Here is a 20,246-nt window from a genome sequence, read left to right on the forward strand (position 1 = left end):
TAAAGTAAGAAATAGGAATGACTTGAGTGGCCCACTTGATTGAATAAGACCATTATCTACATTTGGTAATAGAGCTAGTGACGACTAAAATCTGATTTTCCGCCTGTTTTTTTGATTAAGTAAGTTTCGCCAATAATCATCCCTTTGTCGACAGCTTTACACATGTCGTAAATCGTTAGTGCTGCGACAGAGGCGGCAGTCAGTGCTTCCATTTCAACACCTGTTTTTCCAGTCGTTGAAACAGTGGCGTCGATATGAAGTCGGTATTCAGCGTCCTTCATTTCCCAGTCAAAAGCAATATCAATACCAGTCAGTGCGAGTGGATGACACATAGGAATAATGTTTGACGTGTTTTTAGCTGCCATGATTCCTGCAATTTGTGCAGTATTCAAGACATTTCCTTTTTTATTAGAATTATGAATGATTTGTTCATAAATTGTCGCATTTACTTGGATGCTTGCGTGAGCAATGGCAGTACGTTGGGTCGTATTTTTATCAGAAACATCGACCATTTTGGCGTTACCTTGTTCGTTTAGATGTGTAAATTCAGACATGCTATTCCTCCTTAATGATGCAAGGTTAGTATAGCATGAATCTTTTAATTTGTTAGGAGTGTATGCGGAATGCCAATAGAAAAGAGACACCCCATTCCAGTGATGGAGGCTATTGAACGTGTTGTGAAACAAAATATTTTGTTGTCTGCCAAAAAGGTCAACATATATGAAAGTGAAGGCTATATTTTAGCAGAAGATATTGTTGCCACTTATGCAATTCCACGCTTTGATAAATCGCCCTATGATGGATTTGCATTGCGCAGTGAAGATACACAAGGTGCGAGTCATGACCATCGCAAAGCATTTAAAGTGGTTGATCATATCGGCGCAGGTGCGGTCTCAACTCAAAAATTACAAAAAGGGGAAGCTGTCCGTATTATGACTGGTGCAGAAATTCCACAAGGTGCCGATGCGGTCGTTATGCTAGAACAAACTGTTGAAAGCGAATCAGGTTTTACTATTCGCAAACCTTTCAATAAAAATGAGAATATCTCCATGATGGGTGAAGAGACACGTGAAGGGGATGTTGTACTGACAAAAGGTCAACGCATTAATGCTGGTGTGGTGGCCGTATTAGCTACATTCGGTTATGTCGACGTTCCTGTCTTTCAAAAGCCAAGTGTCGCTATCATCGCCACTGGCAGTGAGCTGCTCGATATTGACGCACCGTTAGAGCCTGGAAAGATTAGAAATTCGAATGGACCTATGATTCATGCACTGTTGCGTAAAGAAGGAATTGAAGGCACGTTATATGGGATTCAAGAAGATGATTTTGACAGCAGTTTAGCTGTTGTCAAAGAAGCGCATCAGAAACATGACATCGTGATAACTACTGGGGGCGTCTCGGTCGGTGATTATGATTATTTACCTGACATCTATCGCGCTTTAAACGCAGAGGTCCTGTTTAATAAGGTTGCAATGAGACCTGGAAGTGTAACAACTGTCGCTGTTGCGAACGAAAAATATTTGTTCGGCTTATCGGGCAATCCATCTGCATGTTATTCAGGGTTTGAGCTTTTCGTTAAACCAGCCATTTATCATATGATGCATGCACAACGCTATTATCCAGCAGTCATCCGTGCTACATTAATGGAAGACTTTAAAAAGGCCAACCCATTTACAAGATTTGTACGTGCCAATGTTGTTTTGACAGGGCGTGAAGCCACTGTTTCACCATCAGGTTTTAACAAATCTGGTGCCGTAGTATCTATTGCGCATAGTAATGCGATGATGGTATTGCCTGGCGGAACAAGAGGGTTCCAGAAGGGGCATCAAGTAAGTGTCGTGCTCACATCATCTGAAGCCTATCAACAGGAACTGTTTTTATGATTTTACAAGTGGTCGGCTATAAAGATGTAGGTAAAACAACAATTGTATCTCGAATCGTAAAACATTTTAAAAGATTAGGCTATCCTGTCGTTACGATTAAGCATCATGGCCATGCACATGAAGAGATTACACTACCACATGAGCATGTAGATCACATGCGACATTTTAATGCGGGCGCAGATCAAAGTATTGTTCAAGGTCATCAATATATAGAATCAATACAACGCTATGATGAAATGAGTTTACAGACTTTGATCGGTGAATGTGTTACCATTGATGACAGTATTATTCTAGTTGAAGGGTATAAGGATGCTGATTATGATAAAGTGGTTTTATATCGTAATCAAGCGGAATTTGAACAGTTAAATAGATTGAGTAATGTAAAATATGCACTGCATAGAGATAAAGTTGTCGATGAATTTGGTCAATTTGAAAGATGGCTTGATACGTGGGTGCAAAATAATAAAGGATGAAGAGATTGAAACAGTTTGAAGTTACAACGGAACCACTCAATCCTGAACAATATCGCATGTACACTTTGAATGAAAAGCAAGGGGCGATTGTTGTCTTTACAGGACATGTACGTGAGTGGACCAAAGGCATACGGACACAATATCTTGAATACGAAGCTTATGTTCCGATGGCTGAAAATAAATTGAAGCAAATTGGTGATGAGATTGCTGAGCGTTGGCCAGGCACAATAACTGCAATTGGTCACCGTATTGGTGCGTTAGAAATCTCGGACATTGCGGTTTGTATTAGTGTGTCATCGCCGCATCGAAAAGATGCATACCAAGCGAATGAGTACGCGATAGAACGTATAAAAGAAATGGTTCCAATATGGAAAAAAGAAATATGGGAAGATGGTGCTGAATGGCAAGGACACCAAAAAGGGTACCATGAAGATGCAATTCAAAAGGGAGGACAGCAGTCGTGAAAGTATTATACTTTGCCGAAATCAAAGAATTATTAGGTCAATCTGAAGAAACATTCCACTTTGATCATCCGATTGCGGTCACAGCTTTGAAACAACATTTATATCAAAATTATCCTGCCATTCAAGGGAAAAAATTCCAAGTGGCAATCAACGAAGATTTTGCTCAAGTGGATGATGTGATACAGCCGAACGATGTGGTTGCGCTCATACCACCAGTCAGTGGAGGTTAAAAACAAATCATGAAAGCTATCATCTTAGCAGGTGGTCACTCCGAAAGGTTTGGTTCACCCAAAGCATTTGCAGAAATTAAAGGCACACCCTTTTATCATAAGTTAATCGATACGCTACAAGAAACAAATATGTTCAGTGATATTATTATTAGTACGAATGAAAGTTTGGCTATGCAATTCGAAGCGCAAAAAGCACAAGTGGTCATTGATGATGCAAATCATCGCGGTAAGGGACCTCTTGCAGGTATTTATAGTGCGATGGTTCAAGATGAAATGGAAGATGTTTACTTCGTTATTTCGGTGGATACGCCGATGGTTACTAAAAAAGCGATTAGCCAGCTTTATCAATTTATGGTCTCTAATCTTATAGAAGAACATTTAGATATTGCAGGGTTTGCAAATGAAGGGGCACCAATACCTACGATTGCCTTTTATCATAAACGTGTATTTACGGTTATTGAACAAGTGCTTCAATCGGATGATTTAAGTATGAAGCATGTTTATGAACAAGTTTCTACCGATTGGTTGGATGCAGATTCAATTAACGGCCCAAGTTATTGGTTTAAAAATATTAACTACCAAGATGATTTGGCAACTTTAGAAGCAGAAATGATAGAGTAATGGAAAAAAAGGGGGGCGCAAAATGGCTGAACAAATATTAGATAAGTTGGGAAGACCCATTCGTGATTTGCGCATTTCCGTCACAGATCGATGTAATTTTCGATGCGATTACTGTATGCCAAAAGAAATTTTCGGGGATGATTATGTCTTTTTACCTAAAGATCAATTATTGAGTTTTGAAGAGATTACGAGAATTACACGACTTTATGCACAATTAGGTGTGAAAAAGGTAAGAATCACCGGTGGAGAACCATTACTGCGCCGTGATTTGCATCGATTAATCGCTCAAATTAATGCGATAGAAGGAATAGAAGATATCGGCGTGACAACCAATGGCTTGTTACTTAAAAAGCATGGACAAAAGTTGTATGATGCTGGATTAAGAAGAATCAATGTCAGTTTAGATGCTATTGAAGATCCGGTATTTCAGTCGATTAACAATCGTGGTATTAAAGCTTCAACAATACTTGAACAAATTGATTATGCAGTCGCTATTGGTTTACAAGTTAAAGTCAATGTCGTTATCCAAAAAGGGATTAATGATAATCAAATTATTCCAATGCTCCATTATTTTAAAGATAAAGATGTTACAATACGTTTTATTGAATTCATGGATGTAGGTAATGATAACGGATGGGATTTTAGTAAAGTTGTGACAAAAGATGAAATGTTAGAAATGATTCATAAGGAATTTGAGGTAGAAGCAGAGCCACCTAAATACTTTGGAGAAGTTGCAAAGTATTATCGATACGTAGGCGCTCAGTCCAAATTCGGCTTGATTACAAGCGTTTCTGACTCATTTTGTTCAACGTGTACACGTGCACGACTCTCATCCGATGGTAAATTTTATGGCTGTCTGTTTAGCAGTGTCAATGGATTCGATGTGCGACAACTTTTAAGAAGCCAGATGACAGATGAGGAGATCATAGCACAACTTAAACAGTTATGGCATGTCCGTGATGACCGTTACTCTGATGAACGTACAGCACAAACTGTTGCGCGTCGCCGTAAGAATAAAATAAATATGAACTACATCGGGGGTTAATCGACAGCGCAGATAGACTGAGATGTCAAGATTGCCTCATAATCAAATAAAACCCTTCAAGGTCTCATCTTTCATGTGACTTTTGAAGGGTTTTTAAAGTTGTAGCATTATTTTTTATGTTGCTTCTTAATATATTTTGATAAGTCGATTTGCGCAAGTAATGGGTCATGGTCACTCGCACGGCCAGACATTTCAGTGAAATCACTATTAACATGAATCATATCAAGACATGTTTGGGGTGCCAAATGTTTAGACACTAAAACATGGTCTAATGTTTGTGTATTACCTTGATATACGTAAGAATATCTTGCTTTCTTAGGCACTGTATTGACCATATTTTTAAGGCCATAACTTTCAAATGTTTTCAACGAAGGTGTCCATTGAAAATCGTTATAATCTCCAACAGAAATCACATGCGCTTGAGGATTTTGTTGTTGAACTTGTGCGACAAATGCACCTACACGTTTTGCAATTTCAATACGTTGAGGTTCAGTGCGAACGTTGACAGGTTGGTGACGTCCGAATAAACCATCATCACCGCGTTTAGATTTCCAATGGTTTGCGATGGCAATGACTTGTTGGCCTTTGAATTCAAATTGTGCAGCTAAAGATTTTCGAACCTCTTTGAAGGCTGGATCCTGTGGTGAAATACGTCCAGGGTTATGTGTTAGTTGGTTATTTCGATATGCGACGGCTGTATCAGCATCACCAGGTTTGATTTGATCATCAAATTTAACACGATCTGGATTGTATAGGAAGCCGACACGAATATTAGCGTCCGGTTGACCACCATCGACATTCATTTTAGGATCAATGTTCACGTAGCGATAGGTTGGACCACCAGCCGCTTCTATTGCTTTAATGAGACGCTCATATGAAGCTTGGGCTTCGGGGCCGCCTTTGCCAGGTCCATCGTTATCTTGCACTTCTGTAACACCGATAATATCAGGTTTTTTCATATCGGTAACAATGCCTCTAGCTAATTTTTGAGCTTTATCTTGACTTGACGTTTTCACATCATTTGAAAAGTTTTCAAGATTATATGATGCAACAGACAATTTATTTTCAGAAGGTTTAAGGTAAGTGCCTTGTTGTTGTGCTTTACCCTTTCGGTATGCGACTTCCATCTCTTTTGAGTCAATATTGATTTTATAGTTTTGGAAACTATAATTGACATAACCGATGAGAGGCCCTTTGAAGTAGTCCCCCGTATTGACATTAAATTGATGAGCACGATTTTTGCTATCATTCATTTTAAAAGCGATACGTTGCCCATTTTGATTGTCTTCTTTTAATAACACGCCACCATTTTTAGTTTCTTGGCGATTGCGATTTAAAACAGTAAAAACTTCTCCGTGAGATTGTGGGCCTACACTTCGAACATTTCCTATTTGCACACGCATACCTTCTAACGATTCCCAATAATCTATCGCGTATTTTTTAGGATTATATACTGAGAAATGTTGATCAGATGCGATGGTTTTAGGTATTTTTTTTATTTTAATCGGTTTTGGTAAAGGTTGATCATGTTTTAATGTTTTAATATTTCCATTTTTAGAAGTACGTGCATCAATTTCTGTGACCGGCAGATCTGTTTGTTGCTTTGTATCATAACCTTCGATTGCATACTCATCAACCATACCTGAAACTTGCACAAGGTCACCTACTTTGACGGACGGTGCAGAGTGGCCTGCATAAACTATAATCCCCTCTGACGTATTAGGGTCTTTGTCTTTATATTTGTCAGGTGTTTGTAAATGAAAATAATGATTCCCCTTTACTTGATATTGGTATGTAACGATGCCTTCAACATTGTGAACATGCTGTCCTTTCAAAGGTGAGAAGTGTCCTGCACCTTGAACATCATGAATTTGAATAGAATGTGTTGATTGTGCTTGTCCTTGTGCATTAGCGAACGTATTTTGCGCGTGAAAAACAGGGGGCGCCAGCAATAAGCTTAAAACAACAGTTTTACCAATTAACTTCTTTTTCAATAGATTGCCTCCTAAAATATATATTTCATATTTAGTATATCAAAAGAGGAATATAAAGAATGTAAAAATTGAGTAAAATATAGAGATGAAGTAGGGTAATTTCTCACTACAAATAAGTTGATGATGCTAAAAGCGTTAAATTGCTATATTTGTGAAGAGATATCGTCTATATGAGTCTCGTTTTGTGACTCGTATGACTTTAAGTTATTATTTTTTATTTTCTTCATTGTGTTCTAAATGTTTAAGGAGGATATGGTAAATTTGATCAATCAGTTTGGTTGCTGCTAAAACTTCTTGATCTGATAAATAAAGTTCGTTTAAGAGTGACATTTGTAGCTCAGTAATGCGCTGCGCTAAAGTATCGTGTAATAATCGACCTGATGAAGAGAGATTTAACAATTTTTCTCTTTTGTCTTCGCCAGTTTGGATAGTCAACCAGTTCTTTTCATTGAGTACTTTCAATATTTTTCGTGTCGTCGGCTTCTCAATTGAACGACGCTTTGAAATTTGGACGAGTGTTGTGTTGGGATGGGCAGCGATATCTTTTAATACAAGCCATTGTGCAGAGTGTAAATCATATTCATTCAATAAAGGTTGGACATATTTAATATATGGACGATGAAGTTTCATCAAATCATCAAACAATACTGAAGGTTTCATAAGGATTTCCTTTCTGTTGCGTAATAGCTTGATTATATCATGTCATCTAAATAGACGAAAAAGCAGAGCGTTTACTATATCTTTATATATGAATCGTATCTATTTGATTTAACATAGATTGTTCAAGCATAGTTTCAAAGATTTTAAATGGATGCATGATGAATGGGGTAGCAATATAATAGGTATCAAACGTATCGTGCTAAATTAAGTGTATATCGAGATTTCATGAATGATATTTGTTAAAATGAAGCAAAGGCTTGCGAAGTGGGAGGTAAGTAAATGATAGATATAGAATTGGATCATATCATTCATTATATACATGGTTTAAAGCGTTTTGAATTTCCTGGGAAATATTTAGAAATTCAATATGGCGGCCAACATGAATCGCTAGGAACATTCAATCGCTTAGTTCAGATTGATTTATCCTATATTGAGTTGTTAGATATTTATAATCAAGGGAAAATGAAGCAACAATCAAAAACGCAAAATGGTAAATATTCATTTGCGAAGGCCATTATGGAAAGTGATTATAAGCAAGGTTTTAAAAAGCTCTGCTTTAGAACGCATGATATTGTCAAACTTAAGAAAGCGTTCGAAGCGCGTGGATTGGAAACAGTGGGTCCTATTACAATGACACGTGAAAATAAAAAGGGGCATTCGGTTCAATGGCAACTTTTATACGTCAATAACCATCATTTTGATATGATGATGCCATTTTTTATCCAGTGGCAAAAAACAGATGAAGAAAGAGAAGCTGAATTGGAAGAAAACTTTCAAACTAACTTTAAAATCGACATGGTTACGTTCTTGTCTCATCAACGCCAAACAATGGTAGAAAACTGGAAGCAATGGTTTGATATGGAAACGGTAGAAACTGCTGATCGCTATACAATATTACATAGTCCAGCAAAAAAGGTGAAATTTAAAATTGTAGAGGGTAAAGATGATGCGATCGATACGGTACAGTTTGTCGATCAAACCATTGATTCTCCAGTCTCAATTCGGACACGGGGTGCAAATTATCAATTCGTACCACCTCAAGAATAAATCGCCTGAAACACGATACGTATGATAAGCAATATATGAATAAGCGAGATGAAAACGGCTATAAGCGCAATAATAAGTTGCTTCGATGTTCGATAAAGTAAAATCATATAGACACTCGTAACTAATGAAAAAGCAACAAAAATAATGCGCAAACTTAAGTAATCTATTCCGGTATTAAAGCTAAGTGTGATTTCTATAATGATTAAGTTTACAATAGATAAAAAAATAAGTATGATATTGCGCATTTAAGTACCTCCAGTGATTGTATTAGATGATTGCTTGTTACTTGCAATCCCTTTTAAATGAGAGAAAGTGTGTCATAACAATTTTGAACTTGAATCTGCTCCGTTTGGATGACAAGTAGGCTTCCTCATTTTAAAATTGAAATGTCTATCTCATTGATAATTCAATGATACGTATGATTGATTATACTAAAAAATAAATAAAGACCATAATTTAAAGGAGTATTAATGTCAAAATGAAATTAATGAATATTACTGATCAAGCACATGACGCCTTTGTTAAAAGTCATCCGAATGGCGATTTATTACAATTGACAAAATGGGGAGAAACTAAAAAGCTGACAGGTTGGTATGCGAAGCGAATTGCAGTCGGAGAAAATGGTGAAATTAAAGGAGTTGCCCAATTACTATTTAAAAAAATACCGAAACTTCCGTATACACTATGCTACGCTTCACGAGGCTTTGTCGTTGATTATTCAGATCAACGGGCACTCAAGACTTTACTGGTCGAGGCTATCAAAGTCGCGAAAGATGAAAAAGCTTACACAATTAAAATTGATCCCGATGTTGAAGTTGAGCAAGGGATGACTGTAGTGCAAGATTTATTAGATTTAGGATTTAAGCATAAAGGGTTTAAAGAAGGCCTCGCAAAAGACTATATTCAACCGCGAATGACCATGGTGACGCCTATCGATAAAAGTGATGATGCGCTTATCCAAAGCTTTGAGAACCGCAATCGTTCAAAAGTAAGACTTGCACTTAAACGCGGAACGAAAGTAGAGCGCAAAGGACGCAAAGATTTAAAAATATTTGCTAATTTAATGAAAGAAACGGGTGAAAGAGATGGTTTCTTAACACGTGATGTTTCATATTTTGAAACGATTTATGATGCGCTACATCCAGATGGTGACGCAGAACTTTTCTTAGTTAAACTTGAGCCTAAGCCTGTATTAAAAGACTTGCGTGATGAGCAAGAAAAATTAGAACAAGAGATTCAGGGGCTATCGGAAAAAGATCAAGCCAATAAAAAAGTGCGTAATAAATTAAAAGATGCACAACAAAAGCGTGATAAGAATAGTGCATTGATTAAAGACATGGAATCGCTAGAACGTACGCATCCTGATGGAATATACCTTTCAGGCGCGCTATTGATGTTTGCCGGTCAGAAATCTTATTACTTATATGGTGCATCTTCTAATCATTATCGTGATTTTTTACCAAATCACCATATGCAATTTAGAATGATGCAATATGCACGTGAAAAAGGTGCAACGACTTATGATTTTGGTGGTACAGACAATCAACCCGATAAAGATTCAAGTCACTATGGCTTGTGGGCATTTAAAAAAGCATGGGGTACACACTTAAGTGAAAAAATAGGGGAGTTTGATTATGTGTTAAACCCAATCGTTTATAAAGCGGTTGAGCAATTTAAACCACAACTCACACATTTAAAAATCAAACTGGTTCGCCGGATTAAAGCGTTTCGAAATAAAGAAAACTAAATTAAAGCAAGACACTGTTCACTTTAACAATGATAATACGCCGTACGGTTATCATTGCTTATGTTTGAGCAGTATTTTTGCGTTACATAAGACAATTGCGAAATAAACTTTTAAAAAATGATGGATAAACGCTACTTAAGAATGAATGCGGGAGAAAGGGCGCGTTAAACTTGGTCAAAAAATTGATAGATTTTTCATTGTCAAATAAATTTGCAATCATGTTAATGGTGATACTCATCGTATTGGGTGGGGCCTATGCGAGTTTTAAAATGAAGTTAGAACTTTTACCAGATACTGAACCTCCAACAATGACGTTAACTACAACAATGCCAGGTGCAACACCAGAAACGGTTATGAAAGAAGTCAGTAACCCTATTGACGAAGAAATACGTGGCATGGCAGGTGTGACAAGTGTAAAAACGGAATCACTCTCCAATGCTTCAATGGTAACTGTAAATTTTGATGAAAAAACGAATCTTGATAAAGCAGAACAAGATATCGAAAAAGCTTTGAAGAAAATCGATTTTCCAGATGGTGTGCAAGAACCAGAAATCCGAAGAAGTACAGTTAATGCTTTTCCTGTTGTCGCATACTCTATTTTGCATGATCACGATGTTAAAGTGAGCACGAAAGAAGTAGAATCGCAATTAATTCCTAAGCTTCAAACAATTGATGGCGTGCAACGAGCAACTGTCAACGGACAAACGGAACGTAAAGTGACTGTTAAATTTGATGAACAAAAGTTACAAAAGGCAGGGCTTAATGCACAACAAGTTTCAGATTATATTGAAGGAGCGACCAAAAAATCACCGTTAGGATTATTTCAATTTGGTGATACAGAAAAATCGATTGTCATTGACGGTCAATATACCTCTGTCGATGCACTGAAAAATATGGAGATTCCTTTAGCCATCGCTTCTCAATCATCAAGTCGTCCTGAACAGCAGGGTGATGATAAAAAAGAGAATCAGGCATTGCAGTCAACACAATCGTCGTCAGCACAGCCTGCGTCAGGACAATCTGCAAATGCAGCGGACGCAACTCAATCTGTGCCGTTAAAAAAACTCGCAGATGTGAAACTAGCAGACGAAAGAGAGTCAATTTCAAGAACGAATGGTAAAGATGCTGTCGATGTACAAATTATTAAAGCACAAGATGCAAACACTGTAGCTGTCGCAAATGAAGTTGAAAAAACGGTGAAGGATTTTATTAAACAGCACAAAGATTTAAAATCCGTACAAATTATGGATACTGCAAAACCGATTAAAGACGCTTTAAATACCATGATTGAAAAAGCATTACTCGGCGCAATTGTGGCTATCATCGTTATTTTACTGTTCCTTAGAAATGTAAGAATGACGGCTATATCTGTAGTTTCGATTCCATTGTCAATTCTCATTGCTATAGTGGCATTAAAACTGACTGACGTCTCTTTAAATATTTTGACGCTAGGTGCTTTAACTGTTGCAGTGGGTCGTGTCATTGATGACTCAATTGTTGTTATTGAAAATATTTACCGGAGACTCACAAGGAAAGAGGAGTCGCTTTCTGGTGATCATTTAATTATTTCTGCAACGAAAGAGGTCTTTATTCCGATTATGTCTTCAACGCTTGTAACGATTGTCGTTTTTGCACCTTTAGCTTTCGTTACAGGCTCTGTTGGACAAATGTTTAGACCGTTTGCCTATGCTGTCACATTTAGTTTACTTGCGTCCTTATTAGTTTCTATTACGATTGTTCCAGTACTGGGATCTGTATTCTTTAAGAATGGGATTAAGCGTCAACCGAAGTCAGAGCTCGGTGTCATCAGTCGCTACTATAAAAAGGTATTAAGCTGGAGCTTAGATCATAAATGGATTGTCATTATTTTAAGCACACTGTTATTAGTGGGAAGTGTGGTCTTAGGTACGATGAAAGTAGGAACAAGTTTCATATCTACTGGGGAAGATAAATTTATGGCACTGACATATTCACCAAAACCAGGTGAAACGGAGCAAGGTGTTTTACATCATGCCGAACAAGTCGAAAAATATTTGTCTAAGCAGAAACATGTTCAACATGTACAATATTCAGTTGGAGGCGCGTCGCCAATCGATCCAACAGGTTCAACGAATAGTATGGCAATGATGGTGAAATATGATACACATACGCCTAATTTTAAAGAGGAGCCTGACCGTGTCTTGAATCATATTAAGACCTATCATCACCCGGGAGATTGGAAAAACCTTGATATGGGCACAGGAGGCAAATCCAATACTTTAGAAGTCCAAGTTACAGGTCCTTCTACAGAAGAAATTGAAGGCACTGTCAAAGCGGTCGAAAAGAAAATGGACAAAGTATCTGGTTTAACGAATGTCAAATCAGATTTAACAGAAACATATGACCAATATGAAGTTCAAGTCGATCCGAATAAAGCAGGTAAAACAGGTATCACATCAGCGCAACTCGCAATGATGCTCAATCAAAATATTCCTGACATGACCATTTCAAAAGTGAAAGAGAAAAATCATACGTACAATGTTGTCGTTAAACGTGATAAACAAACGAATTGGACAAAAGATAAATTAGAACAAACGCCATTACCATCCCCAACAGGTGAGAACTTGAAATTGAGTGATGTTGCAACGTTAAAAACATCATCAACACCGAATAAACTCGTTAAAGAAGGCGGAGATTACACAAGTACCGTTTCTGCTACGATTTCTGGGAAAGATGTCGGTTCTATTGCGCAAGAGGTTAACAAACAAGTGAACAAAGTTAAAACACCAAGTGATGTGCATACTTCTGTAGGTGGTACAAATAAAGACATCGAAGAAGCATTTTCACAACTCGCATTTGCGATGCTTGCTGCCATTATTATTGTTTATTTAGTGCTTGTCCTTACATTTAAAGGCGGGCTCGCACCATTTACAATTTTGTTTGCGCTACCATATACCGTGATTGGTGTTGTCCTTGCGCTTATCTTAACAGGAGAAACACTTTCTGTACCTAGTATGATCGGTTTATTGATGTTAATTGGTATTGTTGTGACAAATGCAATTGTACTAATTGATAGAGTGATTAATAATGAAAAGTCAGGTATGTCGATGAAAGAGTCGTTACTTGAAGCGGGGGGCACAAGGATTCGTCCGATTTTGATGACTGCGATAGCTACGATTGGTGCACTTATTCCATTATTGTTTGGTCAAGACAATTCAATTTTGATTTCAAAAGGACTTGCTGCCACAGTAATCGGTGGACTTTTATCATCAACAATATTGACACTTGTTGTGGTCCCTGTTATTTATGAAATCTTATTCACTCTTAGAAATAAATTAATGCGACGTCAGCATCGTTCATAAGTCGTTGACGTTCAGTAAGAGCTTTTGTAATATAGAATCATTATCAATTCTCTAAACATTGGATAGAGTCATCATGTTGAAGCCTGAAATGACGGCGAGTGATGAAGAGCATTCCGAATTGAAGTCGCTACAAGTATTGAGCATTTCAATTCGGTTATCTCTACTTAGACGTTTAAAAAGAACTAAGCGTAATTTCGATTAGCCATAACAATAAGGGGGACGATAGGATGGCGTACACGACAATACTCAGTGAGATTCCAGATAGTTATTTTGGTAAAACAATGGGAAAGAAGGTTGAACACGGCCCCTTACCCTTAATTAATTTAGCAGTAGGAATACCTGATGCTGATACACCAGATGTGATTATTAAAGCTTTACAAGAGGCTATTGTGAAGCCGGAAAATCAGAAATATTTAGCATTCCAAGGTAAAGCGACCTTTAAGCAAGCTATTGTTGATTTTTATCAACGTCAGTTTAGTGTCACTTTAGACCCAGAAAAGGAAGTTTGTCTGTTCTATGGTACGAAGAACGGTTTAGTGGCCTTGCCGACATGTGTTATTGAACCAGGGGATGAAGTGCTATTGCCAGATCCCGGGTATACGGATTACCTTGCGGGTGTGTTATTAGCAAAAGGACAGCCTAAACCATTGAAACTGTCTAGAGCACGTCATTACTTACCCGATTGGAATGTGGTAGACACGACAAATACACGCCTTATTTATTTGACGTATCCAAATAATCCAACAGGTTCGGTAGCTACAAAAGCCTTTTTCCAAGACACAATTGATCGTTTTAAAGAAACGAAGACGAAAATTGTTCATGATTTTGCGTATCAAGCCTTTGGATTTGACCAACCCAATCCGAGTATTCTACAGGCTGAAGGTGCAAAGTCTTGTGCTGTTGAAGTGTTTTCTTTTTCTAAAGGCTATAATATGTCTGGCTATCGCGTTGGATTCGCCGTCGGAAACGCTGAAATGATTGAAAATTTACAAAAATATCATACCCATACACAAGCCGGTATGTATGGTGCATTACAAGATGCTTGTACAGTGGCATTAAACGAATGCGATGATGTATTAAATGAGCAGAGTCGTGTGTTTGGCCATCGTCGTGATTTAATCGAAAAAACATTAAATGAAGCAGAGATTCCACATGAACCTATCAAAGGGGGCATTTTCCTCTGGTTACAATGTCCAAATGGATTTACTAGCGATGCGTTCATAGACTATTTGTTACAAGAAAAGTCAATACTTGCGGCGCCTGGTCACCCTTTTGGTGAAGAAGGGGAGGGCTACGTTCGAATTTCTTTTGCTATCGACGAAGCGCAATTAAATACCGCATTAGAAAGATTAATTTCTTTGAAAGCTTTATATCAAAACGATTCTGCAAAATAAGAGGTTAAATTGATTGTTTTTTGACGAATAAAAAGAATGGCGCGTTACAGAAACCGGAACTTACGAAAAAGTTTGAAATAAATAAAGTGTTTTATCATAAAAAGAAGCGCTAAGACGATTTTCTATTAAAGATCATCTTAGCGCTATTTATTTTGGGATTGAAGTCCCAGCCTCTTTCTGAATACTTGTAATAAAAGCTAAAATAGGTTGAGATGTGGTCATATCTCAACATAGACGTGCTGTGCTTATTGGTTTGATGGTTAGACGTTATATCATCTAATGATAATTATGCATGGATTTATACAAAAATAAAAGCGACGATGATATAAATAACGAGTATAAAAAGGGTCATCATATTTAAAATTTGAACCCCTTTTTCGTCTCCTTTAGAATGTTTGAAGGCTGTTATTTCAACATTACCAATCAGTAGTAAGAGTACGACAAATAACCACCAAGTTTGTGCAGGGTAGTAAATGAGAGAAGTCGCAACAACGATAATTAATAAAATTCCCATAATCGCGCGTAATATTTTAGGCATCGCGATTTGTAATTTAAAGATACTGATATATCCTACGATTAAGTACATCAGTGGAAGTAAGATAAGATAAGCTAACATGAAGTACATCCTTTCTGTATCGTCCTATTAAGGCATTGTGGGACATTACTGCTGTTGTAGTTCAGCGCGAATGTCAGCAATTTGATGTTCGATGTGCTCAAGTTGTCTAACGAGTGGATCTACTTGCTGTGAAGTTGATTCGCGTTTCTCTATATCTCCTTGTATACGAATGTAATCCAGCTTAAGTTCTTGTAACTGATTTTCTAAATCCATAAGTTTCCTCCTTGAATGAATCTCTACTATTATAGCATGTTCACATTGCTTTATTAAAACGTTTTACAGTAACATAGAATTAAGTAATTTTTGAAAGGTATTTTCTAGGGGGTGTAGCATGACAGAGAATTTCTTAATGATTTTACTTCTCATTGCTGTAGGCTACGTACTTAAGCGAATCGGGTTTATTCAGGGACATGAGAGTCACGTTCTTTCTGTACTTGTTTTAAATGTGACACTTCCCGCAGTGGTCATTGTAAACTTAAATCATGTGACTTTAAATCCGTCACTCACCATACTTCCAATCATGATGTTGGTATACGGTATCATCACTAAAATACTTATCGTTATTCTCTTTATTAAATATAATAACGAAATCAGAGGTACGGTAGCAATGATGATGGCGGCTTTAAATATTGGTATTTTTGCCTATCCACTCGTTCAGCAAATTTGGCCAGAAAAGGGCTTGCTTTATTTTGGTATGGCAGATATTGGTGGAGCCATTGTCATGTTTGGTTTGACTTATTTTGCAGCGAGTTATTTTAAGCAAGTGGGTGGCGGATTTAATCCTAAACAAGTCGGACTCAATATGCTCAAGTCAGTCCCACTAATGACGTATATCTTGATGTTGACGCTTAATCTTTTGCAATTACACTTACCGAGTTTTGCAATTCACTTTTTCGAGATTTTAGGACACGCAAATTTACCATTGTCAATGATTTTATTAGGTGTTTTAATGGACTTTAAAATCGAACGTCAATTTTTACCATTGACTCTAAAATATCTCGTCATACATTATGGTTTCGGTATTTTGTTTGGTACGCTTGTGTATTATTTTCTACCTGTCCAAGATGAGATGGTTAAAACGACATTACAATTGACTTGGTTATTGCCTGTAGGTGTTGCAGCACTTTCGTATGCGGTTCAATTTAAATATAAAACGCTACCCGTCATTGCTATGGCCAGTAATGTAACCATTGTAATAAGTATTGTTATTTTGTACGTCTATCAATATCTGTTTGTCTGATTGGGGAAGGATAAGTTAAACTCGAACATTAATTAAAAACGCGAGATTGAATAGGTATATAAAAGAAGCGTTGGCAAGTCAAGTTGCCTACGCTTCTTTTATAAATGCTTGCAAGTCGATCGAATCGTCTAAGATGGGCTATTTACACTTTTATTGATATATCTTGAACTTTTGATATTCTGAAGTAATATTAAAGCCGAGTTCATGAAAACGAGTAACTAAGCGATGATTTTTACTGCGTATTTTAAAATACACACGGTCTATTTGAGGACGAGATAAAGCACGATGTATTGCATGTTGGATTAAATCAAAAGCGATGCCTTTTAAACGATAGTCTGAATGACTAGAAAAATATTTAATTTCAGCATGGTGTTGTTCTTCGTCATAGATTAAATATAAGTAACCTTTTAAAAGGCCCTCTGCCATATAAAGGACGAGTTCATGTTGATCATCTAGTGATGCGATAATTTCTTTTGCTGTCATCGCATGATGTGTAAACGTATCTTCATGTAATTTTTGGAAATAGCGATGATACGCTTTAGCATATGGAACAATGTGACGTAAGTTGTCGGTTTCGCCCAAATCTTGACTCGTTTCTAAATGATAATCTGTAAACGTATAAGATGCGCCAATGTTTTTCATGTAGTCTTTGATTAATTCATGATGAACTGAAAATGCAAAATAATAGGTAGAAGGTTGCGTATGTTGTGCTGTCATTTGATCAAATAACTGCTTAAATACTTCTCCAGAAGATGTATAATTTTTCTGTTTAATAGGACCGATTACTTTATAACGGTTTTCCGCGTAGCTCATGCACAGTAAAACCATTTTAATGTCTGAGGCTTCTTCAACGACAAATATACTGATTTCACCATCAGCTGTTTCTGAAAAATGTTCTAAAGCATCAATATGATTAAGTGGCAGTTTATTTGTATACGATTGTTTTTCAGTGGCATAATTTTGTATAAATGACGCAATTTCTCGACTGGGAGTGACTTGACTAATCTTCATCGTGCGCCTCCTTAGTATGATACTTTATCTTATTATAAGTTTTTTTCGATTTGAAATGAAAGGCGTATGTCCACTGAAATAAACGTGTAAGAAGAATAGACTTCGATATGTTTGTAGGTGATGAATTCAGTGATTCAGTGCTTAACACGTGAGTATCGAGGTTTAATAGTTATGAAGGATGAATGTGAGACATTTGAAACGAGCTCAACCTTTTCTATAAATTTTGATAGGGCGTGTTACAATAAAAATGAAGAAGTGTTTTTGATGGAGGAATGAACAATTAATGAAGTCACTCATTTTAGCAGAAAAGCCCTCAGTAGGGCGCGACATTGCACAAGCGCTAGGTGTTAACTCAAAGAAAGAAGGTTACTTTGAAAATCAACGTTATATTGTGACCTGGGCATTAGGTCACCTTGTGACAAATGCAACACCAGAGCAATATGATAAAAAATATGAACGCTGGCAATTGAATGATTTACCTATTATACCGAAGCATATGAAAACTGTTGTCATTGGTAAAACGAGAAAACAATTCAACACGGTTCAACATTTGATGAAAAGAAATGATGTCAATGAAATAATTATTGCCACAGATGCTGGACGCGAAGGGGAGTTAGTTGCACGCTTAATTATTGAAAAAGCTCATGTTAAAAAACCAATCAAGCGTTTATGGATCAGTTCAGTAACAACCAAAGCAATCAAAGAAGGCTTTAAAAAATTGAAAGATGGTCGAGCATACAGTGACCTTTATCAAGCGGCATTAGCAAGAAGTGAAGCTGACTGGATTGTCGGAATTAATGCAACACGTGCATTAACAACGAAGTATGATGCCCAACTCTCACTAGGCCGTGTTCAGACGCCTACTATTCAGTTAGTAGCAATGAGACAAGAAGAGATAAAGCATTTTAAGTCGCAACATTATTATACGCTTGAAATCAATGTGAAAGGGGCAACGTTTGTCTATCAGCATGAGAAGCGGATATATGAACGTGCACAATTAGAAAAACTAGCTCAAAAAGTGAATCATGCGCAAGCGCTCGTGAAAAAAGTCGTGACGAAAGAGAAGAAAACATATCCGGCGCCATTGTTTAATTTAACAGATTTACAACAAGCCGCTTATCAACGCTATCGTTTAGGCGCAAAACAGACATTGAACACACTACAACAACTTTATGAACGGCATAAACTTGTCACATATCCGCGTACAGATTCAAGTTACTTAACAACAGACATGGTAGATACTTTAAAAGAGCGTATTCAGGCGACAATGGGAACAGAATATCAACCGCATGCACGCGGACTGATGAATCAACGTTACACGAAACAATCGTCTTTTGTAAATAATCAAAAAGTATCTGATCACCACGCCATTATACCTACAGAAGTACGCGCAAACATGGCAGATTTATCAACACAAGAAAAGAAAATTTATCTATTGATTGTTCAGCGCTTTTTGGAAGCTTTATCTGCTCCTTATCGCTATAGAGAAACACAAGTCGAAATAGAACTCATGGGCAAAACGTTTCTGTATAAATCCAAAGAAACGATAGACATGGGCTTTAAGGCTTTACAAGAAAATGTAGATACGAGCCATCCGCTAATTCAGTTTGAGCAAGGTGAACAGTTAACCGTGAATGAATATGTTATTAAAACGCATGAAACATCAGCGCCACCTTATTTTAATGAAGGCTCTCTATTAAAAGCGATGGAACGACCAGATAAATACTTTGATTTAAAAGATAAAAAATCAGCACAAACACTTAAAGTGACTGGCGGTATCGGTACAGTGGCAACACGTGCGGATATTATAGATAAACTTTTTCATATGAACGCAATTGAAAGTCAAGACGGAAAAATTAAGGTCACCTCTAAAGGAAAGCAAATATTAGATTTAGCGCCTGAATCACTTACATCGCCACGCTTAACGGCGCAATGGGAAGATAAACTGCTTCAAATTGAAAAGGGGCAGTATCAACGCAAACAGTTTATTCAAGAAATGAAAGCTTTTACAAATGAAATCATTCATACGATTAAATCGAGTGAACAAAAATATAAGCATGATAATTTAACATCTGCAGAATGTCCGACATGTGGAAAGTTTATGTTAAAAGTAAAAACGAAAAACGGCTCAATGCTCGTCTGTCAAGATCCATCATGTAAAACTAAAAAAGATGTTAAAACTCAAACCAAAGCGCGTTGCCCGCAATGTAAAAAACGTTTGACTAAATTTGGTACAGGTAAACAAGCAACGTATCGTTGTTCGTGTGGCTATACTGAATCGCAAGTGCAAATGGATAAAAGATTTAAAAATAAAGGCAAAGATAAAGTAAATAGAAAAGATATGAAAAAGTATATGAAAGAGGATACGTTGGAAAACAATCCATTCAAAGATGCATTGAAAGGTTTAAACTTATAAGTAAGCTAAAAATCGAACAAAAATCTAATTTTATCAATTAAAGTTCGTTTCTCATATTGAAATT

At 37.0% G+C, this 20,246-nt stretch carries 19 protein-coding genes; 12 read left to right on the top strand and 7 right to left on the bottom strand.

What is annotated here, in order from left to right:
* Positions 1-74 precede the first annotated feature (74 nt).
* Complete coding sequence (moaC, locus tag C1H58_RS09700; RefSeq protein WP_165546073.1) at positions 75-554, bottom strand: cyclic pyranopterin monophosphate synthase MoaC; 480 nt, start codon at positions 552-554, stop codon at positions 75-77.
* A 69-nt stretch (positions 555-623) separates the two neighbouring features.
* Between moaC and C1H58_RS09705 the strand changes: the two genes are divergently transcribed.
* Genes C1H58_RS09705 through moaA form a run of 6 tightly spaced genes read left to right on the top strand, consistent with a single transcriptional unit; the run spans position 624 to position 4,716 of the window.
* Positions 624-1,883, top strand: a complete 1,260-nt coding sequence (locus C1H58_RS09705) for a molybdopterin molybdotransferase MoeA (protein ID WP_165546074.1) — start codon at positions 624-626, stop codon at positions 1,881-1,883.
* Complete coding sequence (gene mobB / locus C1H58_RS09710; protein WP_060829536.1) at positions 1,880-2,356, top strand: molybdopterin-guanine dinucleotide biosynthesis protein B; 477 nt, start codon at positions 1,880-1,882, stop codon at positions 2,354-2,356. The genes C1H58_RS09705 and mobB overlap by 4 nt, the downstream gene beginning before the upstream one ends.
* A 5-nt stretch (positions 2,357-2,361) precedes the next feature.
* The gene (locus C1H58_RS09715; RefSeq protein WP_037559482.1) at positions 2,362-2,820 is read left to right on the top strand and encodes a molybdenum cofactor biosynthesis protein MoaE; all 459 of its coding nucleotides are present in this window, start codon (positions 2,362-2,364) and stop codon (positions 2,818-2,820) included.
* Complete coding sequence (gene moaD, locus C1H58_RS09720; protein WP_050330214.1) at positions 2,817-3,050, top strand: molybdopterin converting factor subunit 1; 234 nt, start codon at positions 2,817-2,819, stop codon at positions 3,048-3,050. Before C1H58_RS09715 ends, moaD begins: the two co-directional genes overlap by 4 nt.
* A 9-nt stretch (positions 3,051-3,059) precedes the next feature.
* Complete coding sequence (gene mobA, locus C1H58_RS09725; RefSeq protein ID WP_165546075.1) at positions 3,060-3,671, top strand: molybdenum cofactor guanylyltransferase MobA; 612 nt, start codon at positions 3,060-3,062, stop codon at positions 3,669-3,671.
* Between the two features lie 22 nt (positions 3,672-3,693).
* Positions 3,694-4,716, top strand: a complete 1,023-nt coding sequence (gene moaA, locus C1H58_RS09730) for a GTP 3',8-cyclase MoaA (RefSeq protein WP_050330217.1) — start codon at positions 3,694-3,696, stop codon at positions 4,714-4,716.
* Positions 4,717-4,823: 107 nt separating this feature from the next.
* Here the strand turns inward: moaA and C1H58_RS09735 are convergent, their stop codons facing one another.
* Both C1H58_RS09735 and C1H58_RS09740 read right to left on the bottom strand, forming a co-directional pair.
* Positions 4,824-6,710: an endonuclease/exonuclease/phosphatase family protein gene (locus C1H58_RS09735; protein ID WP_165546076.1), complete on the bottom strand. Its 1,887-nt coding sequence runs from the start codon at positions 6,708-6,710 to the stop codon at positions 4,824-4,826.
* Between the two features lie 207 nt (positions 6,711-6,917).
* A complete protein-coding gene (locus C1H58_RS09740) occupies positions 6,918-7,370 on the bottom strand; it encodes a MarR family winged helix-turn-helix transcriptional regulator (protein ID WP_165546077.1) in 453 nt (150 codons plus the stop codon).
* Between the two features lie 279 nt (positions 7,371-7,649).
* Between C1H58_RS09740 and C1H58_RS09745 the strand changes: the two genes are divergently transcribed.
* Positions 7,650-8,417 (top strand): VOC family protein, encoded by a 768-nt coding sequence (locus C1H58_RS09745; RefSeq protein ID WP_050330223.1) that lies wholly within the window; start codon positions 7,650-7,652, stop codon positions 8,415-8,417.
* On the opposite strand, the gene C1H58_RS09750 is transcribed toward C1H58_RS09745, so the two are convergent.
* Positions 8,408-8,662 (bottom strand): hypothetical protein, encoded by a 255-nt coding sequence (locus tag C1H58_RS09750; RefSeq protein WP_050330225.1) that lies wholly within the window; start codon positions 8,660-8,662, stop codon positions 8,408-8,410. The two genes, C1H58_RS09745 and C1H58_RS09750, sit on opposite strands and share 10 nt — an antisense overlap.
* 233 nt (positions 8,663-8,895) lie before the next feature.
* On the opposite strand from C1H58_RS09750, the gene C1H58_RS09755 reads away from it, so the two are divergent.
* The 3 genes from C1H58_RS09755 to C1H58_RS09765 all read left to right on the top strand — a co-directional run bounded on the left by C1H58_RS09755 (position 8,896) and on the right by C1H58_RS09765 (position 14,899).
* Positions 8,896-10,164, top strand: a complete 1,269-nt coding sequence (locus tag C1H58_RS09755) for a lipid II:glycine glycyltransferase FemX (RefSeq protein ID WP_165546078.1) — start codon at positions 8,896-8,898, stop codon at positions 10,162-10,164.
* Between the two features lie 170 nt (positions 10,165-10,334).
* The gene (locus C1H58_RS09760) at positions 10,335-13,505 is read left to right on the top strand and encodes an efflux RND transporter permease subunit (protein ID WP_165546079.1); all 3,171 of its coding nucleotides are present in this window, start codon (positions 10,335-10,337) and stop codon (positions 13,503-13,505) included.
* Positions 13,506-13,732: 227 nt separating this feature from the next.
* On the top strand, positions 13,733-14,899 hold the full coding sequence (locus C1H58_RS09765; protein WP_165546080.1) for an aminotransferase class I/II-fold pyridoxal phosphate-dependent enzyme: 1,167 nt from the start codon (positions 13,733-13,735) through the stop codon (positions 14,897-14,899).
* Positions 14,900-15,197: 298 nt separating this feature from the next.
* Here the strand turns inward: C1H58_RS09765 and mspA are convergent, their stop codons facing one another.
* Entirely contained in the window at positions 15,198-15,515 is a 318-nt protein-coding gene (mspA, locus tag C1H58_RS09770; protein WP_165546081.1) for a membrane stabilizing protein MspA, read from the bottom strand.
* A gap of 45 nt (positions 15,516-15,560) precedes the next feature.
* Positions 15,561-15,728: an SE1832 family protein gene (locus C1H58_RS09775; RefSeq protein WP_016426344.1), complete on the bottom strand. Its 168-nt coding sequence runs from the start codon at positions 15,726-15,728 to the stop codon at positions 15,561-15,563.
* A 118-nt stretch (positions 15,729-15,846) separates the two neighbouring features.
* On the opposite strand from C1H58_RS09775, the gene C1H58_RS09780 reads away from it, so the two are divergent.
* Complete coding sequence (locus tag C1H58_RS09780) at positions 15,847-16,755, top strand: AEC family transporter (protein ID WP_050345309.1); 909 nt, start codon at positions 15,847-15,849, stop codon at positions 16,753-16,755.
* A gap of 150 nt (positions 16,756-16,905) precedes the next feature.
* Here C1H58_RS09780 and C1H58_RS09785 read toward each other — a convergent pair whose 3' ends face one another.
* Positions 16,906-17,766 (bottom strand): GNAT family N-acetyltransferase, encoded by an 861-nt coding sequence (locus tag C1H58_RS09785; protein ID WP_165546082.1) that lies wholly within the window; start codon positions 17,764-17,766, stop codon positions 16,906-16,908.
* Positions 17,767-18,049: 283 nt separating this feature from the next.
* Here C1H58_RS09785 and C1H58_RS09790 point away from each other — a divergent pair, with 283 nt between their 5' ends.
* Entirely contained in the window at positions 18,050-20,182 is a 2,133-nt protein-coding gene (locus C1H58_RS09790) for a DNA topoisomerase III (RefSeq protein ID WP_165546083.1), read from the top strand.
* Positions 20,183-20,246 lie beyond the last annotated feature (64 nt).

The sequence above is a fragment of the Staphylococcus sp. 191 genome (assembly GCF_011174885.1).
Lineage (GTDB): Bacteria > Bacillota > Bacilli > Staphylococcales > Staphylococcaceae > Staphylococcus > Staphylococcus coagulans.

Coding starts and splice junctions, on each gene's coding strand:
- moaC (WP_165546073.1), bottom strand. CDS start 554: ATGTCTGAATTTACACATCTAAACGAACAAGGTAACGCCAAAATGGTC.
- C1H58_RS09705 (WP_165546074.1), top strand. CDS start 624: ATGCCAATAGAAAAGAGACACCCCATTCCAGTGATGGAGGCTATTGAA.
- mobB (WP_060829536.1), top strand. CDS start 1,880: ATGATTTTACAAGTGGTCGGCTATAAAGATGTAGGTAAAACAACAATT.
- mobA (WP_165546075.1), top strand. CDS start 3,060: ATGAAAGCTATCATCTTAGCAGGTGGTCACTCCGAAAGGTTTGGTTCA.
- moaA (WP_050330217.1), top strand. CDS start 3,694: ATGGCTGAACAAATATTAGATAAGTTGGGAAGACCCATTCGTGATTTG.
- C1H58_RS09740 (WP_165546077.1), bottom strand. CDS start 7,370: ATGAAACCTTCAGTATTGTTTGATGATTTGATGAAACTTCATCGTCCA.
- C1H58_RS09745 (WP_050330223.1), top strand. CDS start 7,650: ATGATAGATATAGAATTGGATCATATCATTCATTATATACATGGTTTA.
- C1H58_RS09750 (WP_050330225.1), bottom strand. CDS start 8,662: ATGCGCAATATCATACTTATTTTTTTATCTATTGTAAACTTAATCATT.
- C1H58_RS09755 (WP_165546078.1), top strand. CDS start 8,896: ATGAAATTAATGAATATTACTGATCAAGCACATGACGCCTTTGTTAAA.
- C1H58_RS09765 (WP_165546080.1), top strand. CDS start 13,733: ATGGCGTACACGACAATACTCAGTGAGATTCCAGATAGTTATTTTGGT.
- mspA (WP_165546081.1), bottom strand. CDS start 15,515: ATGTTAGCTTATCTTATCTTACTTCCACTGATGTACTTAATCGTAGGA.
- C1H58_RS09775 (WP_016426344.1), bottom strand. CDS start 15,728: ATGGATTTAGAAAATCAGTTACAAGAACTTAAGCTGGATTACATTCGT.
- C1H58_RS09780 (WP_050345309.1), top strand. CDS start 15,847: ATGACAGAGAATTTCTTAATGATTTTACTTCTCATTGCTGTAGGCTAC.
- C1H58_RS09785 (WP_165546082.1), bottom strand. CDS start 17,766: ATGAAGATTAGTCAAGTCACTCCCAGTCGAGAAATTGCGTCATTTATA.
- C1H58_RS09790 (WP_165546083.1), top strand. CDS start 18,050: ATGAAGTCACTCATTTTAGCAGAAAAGCCCTCAGTAGGGCGCGACATT.